At 35.6% G+C, this 11,774-nt stretch carries 11 protein-coding genes; 10 read left to right on the top strand and 1 reads right to left on the bottom strand.

The window, feature by feature from the left end:
• The first annotated feature begins 60 nt into the window (after positions 1 to 60).
• From M1E09_RS12305 to M1E09_RS12280, 6 genes are all read left to right on the top strand, one after another.
• On the top strand, positions 61 to 408 hold the full coding sequence (locus M1E09_RS12305) for a hypothetical protein (protein WP_456271164.1): 348 nt from the start codon (positions 61 to 63) through the stop codon (positions 406 to 408).
• A gap of 166 nt (positions 409 to 574) precedes the next feature.
• On the top strand, positions 575 to 1,561 hold the full coding sequence (locus M1E09_RS12300; RefSeq protein WP_456271163.1) for an NAD(P)/FAD-dependent oxidoreductase: 987 nt from the start codon (positions 575 to 577) through the stop codon (positions 1,559 to 1,561).
• Positions 1,562 to 1,689: 128 nt separating this feature from the next.
• Positions 1,690 to 2,208, top strand: a complete 519-nt coding sequence (locus tag M1E09_RS12295; protein ID WP_456271162.1) for a YwhD family protein — start codon at positions 1,690 to 1,692, stop codon at positions 2,206 to 2,208.
• Positions 2,209 to 2,328: 120 nt separating this feature from the next.
• Positions 2,329 to 2,562: an indolepyruvate ferredoxin oxidoreductase subunit alpha gene (locus tag M1E09_RS12290; protein WP_456271161.1), complete on the top strand. Its 234-nt coding sequence runs from the start codon at positions 2,329 to 2,331 to the stop codon at positions 2,560 to 2,562.
• 39 nt (positions 2,563 to 2,601) lie between these two features.
• Entirely contained in the window at positions 2,602 to 2,874 is a 273-nt protein-coding gene (locus tag M1E09_RS12285) for a DUF1450 domain-containing protein (protein ID WP_456271160.1), read from the top strand.
• A 157-nt stretch (positions 2,875 to 3,031) separates the two neighbouring features.
• Positions 3,032 to 3,643 (top strand): superoxide dismutase, encoded by a 612-nt coding sequence (locus M1E09_RS12280; protein WP_456271159.1) that lies wholly within the window; start codon positions 3,032 to 3,034, stop codon positions 3,641 to 3,643.
• Positions 3,644 to 3,700: 57 nt separating this feature from the next.
• Here the strand turns inward: M1E09_RS12280 and M1E09_RS12275 are convergent, their stop codons facing one another.
• Entirely contained in the window at positions 3,701 to 4,330 is a 630-nt protein-coding gene (locus M1E09_RS12275; protein ID WP_456271158.1) for a helix-turn-helix transcriptional regulator, read from the bottom strand.
• Positions 4,331 to 4,661: 331 nt separating this feature from the next.
• Here M1E09_RS12275 and M1E09_RS12270 point away from each other — a divergent pair, with 331 nt between their 5' ends.
• The 4 genes from M1E09_RS12270 to M1E09_RS12255 all read left to right on the top strand — a co-directional run bounded on the left by M1E09_RS12270 (position 4,662) and on the right by M1E09_RS12255 (position 11,719).
• Positions 4,662 to 5,303, top strand: a complete 642-nt coding sequence (locus M1E09_RS12270) for an NAD(P)-dependent oxidoreductase (protein WP_456271157.1) — start codon at positions 4,662 to 4,664, stop codon at positions 5,301 to 5,303.
• 139 nt (positions 5,304 to 5,442) lie between these two features.
• Positions 5,443 to 5,838, top strand: coding sequence for a YbaN family protein (locus M1E09_RS12265; RefSeq protein WP_456271156.1), 396 nt, complete (start codon positions 5,443 to 5,445; stop codon positions 5,836 to 5,838).
• A gap of 165 nt (positions 5,839 to 6,003) precedes the next feature.
• Positions 6,004 to 8,508: a GH39 family glycosyl hydrolase gene (locus tag M1E09_RS12260; RefSeq protein WP_456271155.1), complete on the top strand. Its 2,505-nt coding sequence runs from the start codon at positions 6,004 to 6,006 to the stop codon at positions 8,506 to 8,508.
• A gap of 460 nt (positions 8,509 to 8,968) precedes the next feature.
• Positions 8,969 to 11,719 carry a glycoside hydrolase family 3 N-terminal domain-containing protein gene (locus M1E09_RS12255; RefSeq protein WP_456271154.1) on the top strand — a complete coding sequence of 917 codons (2,751 nt, stop codon included), beginning with the start codon at positions 8,969 to 8,971 and terminating at the stop codon, positions 11,717 to 11,719.
• Positions 11,720 to 11,774 lie beyond the last annotated feature (55 nt).

Genomic DNA, 11,774 nt, shown 5'->3' with positions numbered 1-11,774 from the left:
AAGCTTGGTTGAGATATCTTTACGGGAAAATTAGTTTATACATGAGGAGAAGGTGTTTATATGTATGAAGTGGTCATACTATCTGGAATTACTCATGTAACTAAAAGTTTAACTGCTTTAATAAATGCTGAGGATGATTTATATGTCATCTCCGTTACAGAGGATATTTCAGATGTCGCAGACGATTATCTGTCTTTGAGGCATCGGGTAATAATAGTAGATATTGAGTTTCCTGAAATTAATAATTTTCTTGGAAAATATGCGAACAGACACAAAGTTCTTTTATACAGTCATTCTAGAGACTCCTCAGAAATAAACAAAATACTAAATGAATATAAGATTAACTTTTTCAACGTATATACGTCACCCGATAAAATTATTGACCTTATAAGGAAAACTGTAAATTGACAAAAGGATGCAGGAAAAAAATTTGCGGTGTTTTTATACCTTTTGGTTTAATAACGAATTCGTGGATTATATCTTGAATATGCAACAAGAACAGCTAGTCAATGTTTTTATATTTAAAGTTTGGTTCATTTAATTTATCAACTATAAAATTTAAGGAGTAACATTTATGTCAAATCAAGAAATTTATGATATCACAATAATTGGCGGTGGTCCTGCAGGGTTGTTTTCTTCCTTCTATGCTGGCATGAGAAATATGAAAGTAAAGATTATCGACAGCTTAGATCAAATGGGTGGGCAAGTAGCTGAATTATATCCTGATAAATATATTTATGATGTAGGCGGGTTTCCAAAAGTGTTGGGAAAAGATTTCATTAAAAGCATGATTGATCAAGCAAATTATGCTAACCCGGCAATTTGTTTAAGTGAAACGGTAAAAGAAGTTGGAAAGTCTGAAGGGATTTTTACATTGGTAACAAATAAAGGCGAGCACTTAACAAAATCAGTTCTCATTACAGGTGGCATTGGCGCCTTTGAACCAAGGAAGCTGCCTCATGAAAACGCAGGGAAATATGAAGGGAAAAACCTCCATTATTCTGTTAAAGATCTCAATGAGTTTAAAGGTGAGAAAGTTCTTGTTGCCGGTGGCGGTGATTCAGCTGTTGATTGGTCGTTAATGCTTGAAGGTATAGCGGAGGAAGTCATTTTGTGCCATAGAAGAAATGAGTTTCGAGCACATGAACATAGCATAAAACAGTTGCAAGAATCAAGTGTACAGTTGAAAACTCCATACTTTATCAACGAACTAATAGGTAATGATGAACGGATTCAACAAGTCTTGGTCAGTAATAAGGATGGTCAAGAAGAAAAAATAGATGTAGATCATGTCATAGTCAACTATGGGCATATTACTTCTCTTGGCCCAATAAAAAACTGGGGAATAGACATGGAGAAAAATTCAATTATCGTTAATTCGAAGATGGAAACGAATATAGAGGGGATTTATGCAGCGGGTGACATAGCAACGTATGAAGGAAAAGTGAAGTTGATTGCAGTAGGTCTGGGTGAGGCGCCTATCGCTGTAAATAATGCAAAACGATTCATTGATCCAAAATCAAGAGTACAACCGCTTCATAGTACAAGTGTTTTTAAATAAGGCTGTTTTCGTAATGTTTGTTGCTTTTGTAGAAATCCTGAAGAGGGGATTTTTCCCTGGGTACAGGTTTTTCTTTCTAAACAGGGAGAGTAGATGTCAGGATGGATTAATGGAAAGGAGGAAATGAATTGCAAAACAAGGAGCAAAATAAACATTTTACAATATTAAGTTCGGATGCTACCAAAGGGGACGGTGGGTATGGTGCAGGAACGATTGACCTTAATAATGTTACACCCATTATCGTTAGCCCTGAGGATGAAGATATTTTCATAGATATGGATGCTTTGCATGGGAGAAGTACGGTCGAAAAGCGTGTGAAATTTAAACCTGAGAAAAATCATGCGGGAGAAAATCCAAAACGATACTGGATTGTTTGGATAGCGTTAACATCTTCTAAATCGGGTCCGTATTATTCAGGGTGTACAGCTTGTGAAGTATTAATATCACGTGAAGAGCGCCGGATAAAATATGGATATAAATCAATGCCTGAGCATGTGAATTCTTTAGATAAAGCATTAAAAAACAAGTTTATTCTAACAAACCTGGATCCTCTCTCGAAACGGTTGTTAAAAAATTTCTTGAAAGGGTATGATACAGGCTTTTGGGAACGTTCAAGTGTTAATTTAAAAGAAGAACTTGAGTTGTAGAAGGCTCTAAAATCAAAAGGAGGGATCAAAATCGGGTTTATCGGCAACTAGTATATATTCAATAAGCTTTTGCCTTTTATGAAAGCTTACCAGATTTAAGATATAGAGGAGTGTATGTAAGTGGCATTTGTTATTACAGAACCTTGCAGAAAAGAAAAAGCAGCAGATTGTGTCATGGTATGTCCTGCAGACTGTATCGAGCAGGGCGAGGATCAATACTTCATTGACCCTTCACGTTGCATCGATTGTGGAGCTTGCTTGACAGCATGTCCAGTTGAGGCTATCTTTCATGAAGAAGATTTATTGGATGAAGAAGCTATTTTCCTTGAAAAAGCAAAAAAATTTTTCCAATGATAATATAATTTCTCATTCTCCCACAAGGTTGTCAGAGAGATGAATCTTATTGCAAAGTTATTTCCGAAGAAAAGATCGATAACCGTTGAATTATGCTCAAAAAATTTAGATCGTTTCTTAAAGGAAGAGGATGAATCGAGATTTGGAGCGGTCTTTAACCAAAATGGTGTTTATTATAAGGAATACAAGTGTCAAAATCATTGTAAGATATGTAAGTCTTCCCCTTATGGGATGATTAACGGGGAACTAATAACTGCCGAGGATTGTAGGGAATTAGTAAGCAAAATAGAACAAAAGGTCCTAGAGGGATGATATTTAAACGAAATTTTTTTCTCTCAAACTCATTCAAACGTATTCAAAGCATTAAGTTTTCTTCACAATGACTTTTTAAACCTTTTGGTTGAAAAATAAGGAAAAATATTCTACAATTAACATTGTACTTAAGGAAAATTAAGGAGGAACTACCAAAATGGCAAAATACGAATTACCAGCACTACCATATGAATTTAATGCGTTAGAACCACACATTGATGCAAAAACGATGGAAATTCATCATGATAAGCATCATGCTGCATATGTAAGCAAAGTAAATGCAGCGCTGGAAGGACATGAGGATCTTTCAAGCAAAAGCATTGAAGAGTTAGTAGCAAACCTGGATGCTGTTCCTGAAAATATTCGTACAGCAGTACGTAATAACGGTGGCGGACATGCTAACCACAGCCTATTCTGGCAAGTATTATCTCCAAACGGAGGCGGTGAGCCGACAGGTGAAGTAGCAGATGCAATCAACTCAGCATTTGGAAGCTACGACAAGTTCAAGGAAGAGTTCTCAGCTGCGGCTGCTACCCGTTTTGGATCTGGCTGGGCTTGGTTAGTTGTCGATAATGGCGAACTTAAAGTAACAAGCACACTAAATCAGGACAGTCCATTAATGGAAGGACAAACACCTATCCTCGGCCTTGATGTTTGGGAGCACGCATATTACCTTAACTATCAAAACAAGCGCCCTGATTATATTGCTGCCTTCTTCAATGTAATCAACTGGGATGAAGTAAATACCCGTTTTGCAGCAGCAAAATAATTAAATATAAAAAACACTTCCATACCCAGGAAGTGTTTTTTATATCGAAACTATTTGTCACTCATTAAACTTTATTAAAAACTTACAATGGTTGTCACCATCAGTTCTGCAATTAGTGCGACTGACTTGTTTTGTTTTAAGAACGTTTTTCAGCATACTGGTTTCACAAGTACAAGCCATTTTAAATTCATTGGCTACGGCATAGATTGGGCAGTTATTTTCAGTAAGCTCATAGGTTTTATCATCAATTTTAGAAACATCGGCCATATAGCCTTTCTCATTCTGGATGTGGTAAATTTCCTTCATTCTTTCTTCTGGATTTTTATTCAACATTCTTTCCGTATACTCTTTCGTTAAGCGATCTTCTCTTTTGGTGAAGAGATAGTTTACGGATTCTTGACCATGGAGCTCTTGGATATCCTTGATGAACTCAACTGTAATGCCTTCGTAATTCCTAGGGAAATAATCTTCACCTTTTGATGTTAATGAGTAAACTTGGAGGGGTCTGCCTACCTCTTGTTTAACTGAATGGGATGTAACTAATCCATCGTTCTCTAATGCAGTAAGGTGTTTTCTAACACCCATGTGTGTAATATTTATTCGTTCCGTTAGTTCATTCACTGATAATGAGGCTTCTCTTTTCAAGAATGTCAGAATATCTTCTCTTTTAGAATTGTTTTTTTTCAATGTTGCTCCCTCATTTCAATTGGAAGAGAATTTGTTACATGAAAATAAAAAAAGTGCACATACTTCGGCACTGCTAGTCATCTGTCTATTAATAATAATATTATTATATTATATAGGATAAAAAAGATAAAGTGATCGATAAGGCCAAAGGGGATTGTGGTGTTTTGAAATCCAAAGGATTTGAGATTAGATCACTTTTTCAATATCTTTATCTAGTTTCAAAACTTACTAGGACTTGAAGTCCATATTTTTAAGGAAAAGCCCAAAATATTATCGAGTTGCTGATATAGTCACTAGTAACCAACGTTCAGCACATGAAGGAGGAAAAGACTTGAATATCATTGTTTTTGGTGCAACAGGTGGTACGGGAAACCAGGTTGTGAATCAGTTATTAGCTGAGGGACACGAAGTAACGGTTGTCGTTCGAGAATTAAGTAGATTTCAATTAAATCATCCAAACTTGAAAGCAGTTAAGGGAGATGTATTAGAACGGGAATCATTTGAGGAGTATATAAACGGAAAGGATGTTGTGATTTCAGCACTTGGGGTAAATCACCGAAATCCTACTACAGTTTATTCAGAGGGAACAGAAAATATACTAAATGTAATGGAGTCCAGCGGGATACAGAGAATCATCTGTTTATCATCTGGTACCATTGCCCTTCCTCCTGATACTCCACACCTTGCTAAACTGTTCATTAACCTGACAATCAAGCAAATCTATAAAAATCTTTATCAGGATATGGAGCAAATGGAACGAATAGTAAAGCGCTCAACGCTTGACTGGACAGTCATACGTCCTCCACGTTTAACAGATGGACCTAAAACGCTGGATTATAGAATAACCATCAATGAGCCTATGAAAAAGGCAAAGGGTGTCAGAGGAATATCCCGAGCTGATTTAGCTGATTGTATAGTGAAACTAATAAATAATTCTTCTTCCTATAGAGGATTTGTTGATATTTCATATTAAAATTATTTTAATATCAATAAACGAATTTATTGAGGTTATGGACAATTATCAATAAATTCTTCTTTAATAAGATTTTACTCTGGTGAAAAATAACTTCAGTTTTCGTGTGGTACAAAAAACTGTGTGAGGTAATATGTATATGTTAAAAAAAATCATAAGTTTTGTTTTTTTGCTACTCGGAATTCTCTCCCTGGCAATTGGAGTTGTCGGTACGGTTCTACCTGTCTTACCGGGAGGTCCTTTTTATCTCTTAGCAGCCTTTTGCTTTGCAAAAAGTTCAAAAAAATTTGAAAATTGGTTTAAGAATACTTCGATATATGAAAAATATGTTGAATCATTTCTTAAGAAAAAAGGGATGACCAGAAAAGAGAAAATTAGAATAAATGTAATTGCTGACAGCTTTATTTTATTTTCTATATTTTATATAGACTTCCTATGGGTTAAAGCTCTATTCTTACTATTAGCCATCTATAAACATTATTATTTCATAAAGAAAATCAAGACAATTGAACCGAATGTTTTTAAGAACAGCTAATATGGTGTTTTTATGAAGATTACAGCTGTAAAACAGACAAATCTAAATAATGGATTAATAACTAGTAAGTGGTGGATTCTTTCCCCTTTAGTAATTAACCAGGAAGAAAGTATTGTATAATTTCAACTATGAGAATGTATTGATTAATACTAAGGGGAGAATACCATGCAGTACCAATATGAACAGATTGACTACAAAGCTAACTTACCGGTTAATATATTCACCCAGATTGTGGAACGCTTTCCTTATCATTGGCATGAAGACCCTGAAATCCTCTTTGTCCTAGATGGAGAATTAGAAATTCGTATTGACCGAAAAAGCTATAGGCTGGAAAGTGGAGACATTTTTCTTGTTAATGGAAATGAGCTTCATTTTATTAATTCACTGACCAGCTACGGGGAAACGCAATTATTAGTGTTGCAAATTGAAAGCAAATATCTTAAAGAACAAGGAATTGGGTTGGAAGAAAAACGGTTTTATATAAATTCCAGAGATACAAACAATACTTCTTCATTCCTGATGGATGAATTGAAATATATACTTGCTAATATGATGGATGTAATCATTAACAAAAAGACTCTACCGGATATAAAAATGAAAAAATGGCTGTTAGAACTTATTGTGATTCTCATGGAGAATTTTGAGGTGCCGATTAAAGTAGATCAAAAGCAGCATAGTAAGGATCAAAGGCTGTTAGAAATATTAAAGTTTATGAACAAACACTGTATAAAATCTGGACTGGGGCTTAAGGATATCGCGGATGAATTTTCTCTGAATCCCCAATATCTATCGAGATACTTCAAAGAAAAAGTTGGCGTGTCCTTAAAAAAGAAACTAGATAACATGCGATTAAATAAATCATTATTTACATTGCAGACTACGGATGAAACAGTAACGGAAATTGCCTTACAATATGGGTTTCCTGATAGTAAAGCGTATTACAGGGTGTTCAAAGATGTGTTGGGGATCACTCCTAGAGAATATAGAGATAACTATCAATTGGAAGCAGAGAATACTATTTCAAAGGATTATCTCAGTATAAATAGCAGTGACTCATTAACCAATTTATTTAAGTACCTTGAGCGGACAAAACAACATAAAGAAATATTGAAAAGTGAACCGAAGCATTTTACAGTCAATCTGGGTCATACTCATAAAAAGATGGAACATACATTTACGAATTTGCTTACGTTTGGCTATGCTCCGTTGGCGATGAGAACTGATTTTAAAGCACAATTACATCAGATTCAGAAGGAGATAGGGTTTAAATTCGTTCGATTCCATGGAATATTTGCAGACCAGCTGCTTGTTTACAATGAAAATGCAGACGGATCCTATTACTTCAATTTTAATAATATTGATGTGGTATTGGACAATCTTCTTGAAGAAGAAATCAAGCCTTTTATCGAGTTAGGTTTTATGCCAAAAGATTTAGCAACAACAGAAGATACGGTTTTCTTATGGGAAGCCGCCGTATCACCACCTAAGCAAATAGAACGATGGAAAGAGTTAGTTGAAGCATTTATCAGGCACTTAATTAATCGATATGGAATTGAAGAGGTTAGAACTTGGTATTTTGAATTTTGGAACGAGCCGGAAGTAGACTATTTCTGGAAAGGAACAAGAGAGGCATTTTTTAACCTATATGCTGAGACGTATCGTTCTATTAAATCAATTGATTCACAGGTAAAGCTGGGTGGATTTAGTAATATTAATTTTGCTGATTACCATACTTGGATAAGGGATTTTGATATTATTGCTGAAAAAAAAGGTATTGCTTTAGAATTTTTTACTTTTCATGTTTATAATTTGGCAAGAAAACCGAAAATTGAGGGACATTCCTTAAACGATTCTTCAAAGAAAGAAATCAATAGTGTTACTCAATTTAAAAGTATTATGATTGGCGATGAACTAAACCTTTCCAATACAATTGATACAATTCTGGAAAAGAGTAGGGAACTTCACGAGGATTCTAAAGAAATCTGGATAACGGAATGGAACGGAAATAGTGATTCTCAGGATCTGCTTCACGATACCTGCTATATGGCAGCTTTTATCGTCAAAAATGCCATTGGAAATTTCCTGAAAGTAAACGGAATGGGATATTGGACCTTTACTGATTTATTCGAGGAATTCAGACAAGAGAAGCATCTATTTCATGGCGGATTCGGTCTGATGACTTATAACGGTATTAAAAAAGCTGGTTATCATGCTTTCCATTTTTTGAGTCAATTGGGAGATGAACTAGTAGTTAAAAATGAATATATGATTGTGACTAAGAAGAGCGAAGATTATCAAATATTAGTTTTTAATTATAGTCATCCCAACAATCTGTACCGAAATTTTGACTACTCTCAATTATCACTGAATAATCGTTATACCGTTTTTGAGAACCAAAAAATTCAGACTTTCCAAATCACTTTAAATGGGATCAATGGTAACTACCGTGTTAAAAAACAATACGTTAATCGGGAACAAGGATCATCTTTTGATTCTTGGGTTGAAATGGGGTCACCAACTGATTTGGATGACCAGGGCATTCGTTATTTGAAAGGAAAAGCGGAACCTGGAATTTTGACAGAAGAATCAGCGGTCAATCAAACCTATACAATAACGACAGAGTTACAACCTCATGAGATTCAACTCATTGAGCTTAAAAAGAGGTACTAACTCAATATGAATTGGAGCCATCCGCAAGAATGATAGCGGATGGCTTTTTTCTGTGGATGTTAATTAAGCAAAAGAGAGCTCTTATTGGTTGAATACAGGCATATGTCAAAAATCGTAACTTACAGCAAAATTCATGGGCTAATGAAAGGATTTATTTTCCTGGCGCTTTTCTTAAGGGTCAATAATTGGAACTGGAATTCTATAGAATTGGAATGATGTTTGGCATCAAACCATATATAGTGGACTTACCATCTAGAAAAGATGATCCAATAATTTGATAACGTTTTCTTTTTACCTTGATAAAACTACAAAATATATAAGGGAAGTGAAAGACATATAGTCAAGGCCCGCAAATATAGAGTGAGCGATGTGCAATCAAAAATGAAAACGCTCTCTTGCTAATTGAAAATTGCTGAGTAGTTTATGAGTTAAAATACACTGAAAAATGGGGGTTACCATCATGTTTGAATACTTTAAAAAGAGAAAAGCCAAGAAACAAGAAATAATTCAACGTGTCAAAGAGGATAAAGCAATGCGTAAAGAGAGAAAGAAGGAAATTGCAGATTTACCAAAAGAAGAGCGGAAAACAGCCATTGCAAGTGATAAAAAATTGCGCAAAGAACAGAAAAATAATAGAAAAGAAGAATTGAAATCATTAAGCCGAAAAGAAAGAAAAGTAGAGAAAAAAGATGCTAAGATGTACAAAAAAATTAAAAATAGACCTCGACGTTTCACAGGATGGGCTGTTTTTGCTGTATTGATATTAAGCATTGGTGGAACAGTAGGACCGACAATCACAAGCGTAGTTGAAAACATGAGTGGTAAACATATTACGATTGATACTACAAGTGCAGAGGCTGATCGAGCAAGGGAAGCTGCTGATATTGTTTCAGAAAAGATTTCGGATGAAGGTTTAGTTTTACTAAAGAATGAGAATAACTCCCTACCATTAGCAGATAAAAAAGTTAATGTCTTTGGTTCTACAGCCTTTACTTTTAAATATGGCGGTGGTGGTTCTGGCGCTTCTGATCTGTCTCGTGCTGTGAATTTATTTGATGCCCTTACAAATGCAGGTGTTGAATATAATAAGGAATTATATGATTACTATGCGGAGCTGCCAGAGGTAGAAGAAACGACAGGAAATTCAGACACTGGTCTTGTTCAAGTCGTTAAAGGAATGTTAAGTAATGATGAGCCAGCTGGTGAACCGGATGTAACGGATGCTGCAATAACTCAAGCGAAACAGTACTCTGAAAATGCGATGATTATTGTTCAAAGTGATGCTGTCGAAGCTTCTGATGTAAGTGAAGATCAATTAAAGCTATCAGATGCAATGCATAATTTAGTTGAAAAAGTATCTGGAAACTTTAGCAACGTTACGGTTGTAGTAAATGCTGGTAACACGTTAGAACTTGGATTTGTTGAGGATTTCCCAAGTATTCAGTCTGTTATTTGGGTTGGAACACCTGGACCATTTGGAACTAATTCCCTTGCTAAAGCTTTATCAGGTGAATTAAATCCTTCTGGACGTATTACAGATACGTATGCATATGATGTTGGATCTTCACCATCTAGTGAGAATTTCGGAGATTATGAGTATGAGAATTTAGATGAAGCTTTCCTAAATTATGAAGAAGGAATATATGTAGGCTACAGATTTTATGAAACTTACTATCAAGGAAATGAAGAAGGATACAGACAAAAGGTTCAATTTCCTTTCGGTTCAGGTCTAAGCTATACAACATTTGATTGGAATATAATAGATCAACAATTAAATAATGATACTATCGAATTAAAAGTAGAAGTGAAAAATACTGGTGAAGCAGCTGGTAAAGACGTAGTTCAAGTATACTACTCTTCTCCATACACACCCGGCGGGATTGAGAAGTCTGCTATTAACCTCGCAACTTTTGCAAAAACAAAATCATTGGAACCAGGCGAGTCTGAAGTTTTAACAATCAATTATGATACAAGAGTAATGGCATCGTATGATATGAAAAATGAAAATTATACTTTAGAAAATGGAACATACGAAATCAAACTGGGTAAGAATGTCCATGAGACCGACAGTACAGTAGAGCTAGTATTAGCTGAAGATATTGTTTATCAAACAGATGCCGATACAGGAACAGAATACAAAAATCGTTTTACTCAATCTGAAAACGAATTAACCGTTCTTTCTCGTAACGATTGGGAAGGGACATACCCTTCAACTGAAGATGACTCAAAAATTGCTTCAGACAAAGTTATTAAAAGAGTCCAGGGACATGAGTTCAATAACAATATGGAAATGCCTGTAACAGGTGCTGATAATGGGATTGAATTAGAAGACCTGAAAGGGTTGGATTATGATGATCCTAAATGGAATGAATTCTTAGACCAGCTCACTGCTGATCAAATGATTGATTACGTGACAGAAGCTGCTTACCATACAAAAGAGATTGATGAACTTGGTATTCCAAATACAGTTTTAATGGATGGGCCTGCCGGATTTAGTTTCTTCGGATTCAAAAAGTTTGAAGCCGGCGCTTACCCAACAGAGATCGTCGTGGCCTCCACTTGGAATAAAGACTTAGCATATGAGATGGGTGAAATGATCGGTCAAGAAGCACAAGCTTACGGAATTCACGGATGGTACGCACCAGCTCTTAATATTCATCGTTCGCCGCTTGGTGGAAGAAACTTTGAGTATATGTCAGAAGATCCCATTTTAAATGGCATGATTGGTTCCGGAATGGCGAAAGGTGCATCGGATCAAGGTGTTATTGTATTCATGAAACACTTTATCATGAATGAGCAAGAGACCAACGCACGCTCGGGGCTTCTGGTATGGTCTAATGAACAAGCGATGAGGGAAATCCATCTGCGTCCTTTTGAAATGACTGTAAAAAATGCTGGTGTAACAGGTGCAATGTCCAGTTTCTCTTACATTGATGGAAAATGGGCAAACCCGGAATTATTAAATGGAATGCTAAGAGATGAGTGGGGATTCGAAGGTGTAGTATCTTCAGATGCGGTGTTCGGATTTATGAAAGCACCACAAGCCATTACATCTGGTAATGACTTAATGTTAGATATTTTATCTGTTCCAAAACAAAAGGAGCTTTTAGAGGAAGCGTATGAGGAGCATCCAGAAGCAATTACAGATGCACTGCGGAATAGCATGCATAATTCACTCTATGCAACACTTAAAACACACATTTTTAACTAATAATACTACTTGATAGAGTAAGAAGGCGGACTATGTCCGCCTTCTTATCAATTGA

Source organism: Bacillus sp. AK031, from assembly GCF_053903065.1.
This window is presented reverse-complemented; position numbering and strand designations above follow the sequence as displayed.

Bases quoted from the DNA above. Each gene is read 5' to 3' on its own strand.
- M1E09_RS12255 (WP_456271154.1), top strand. From the start codon at position 8,969: ATGTTTGAATACTTTAAAAAGAGAAAAGCCAAGAAACAAGAAATAATT.
- M1E09_RS12280 (WP_456271159.1), top strand. From the start codon at position 3,032: ATGGCAAAATACGAATTACCAGCACTACCATATGAATTTAATGCGTTA.
- M1E09_RS12305 (WP_456271164.1), top strand. From the start codon at position 61: ATGTATGAAGTGGTCATACTATCTGGAATTACTCATGTAACTAAAAGT.
- M1E09_RS12285 (WP_456271160.1), top strand. From the start codon at position 2,602: ATGAATCTTATTGCAAAGTTATTTCCGAAGAAAAGATCGATAACCGTT.
- M1E09_RS12300 (WP_456271163.1), top strand. From the start codon at position 575: ATGTCAAATCAAGAAATTTATGATATCACAATAATTGGCGGTGGTCCT.
- M1E09_RS12260 (WP_456271155.1), top strand. From the start codon at position 6,004: ATGCAGTACCAATATGAACAGATTGACTACAAAGCTAACTTACCGGTT.
- M1E09_RS12265 (WP_456271156.1), top strand. From the start codon at position 5,443: ATGTTAAAAAAAATCATAAGTTTTGTTTTTTTGCTACTCGGAATTCTC.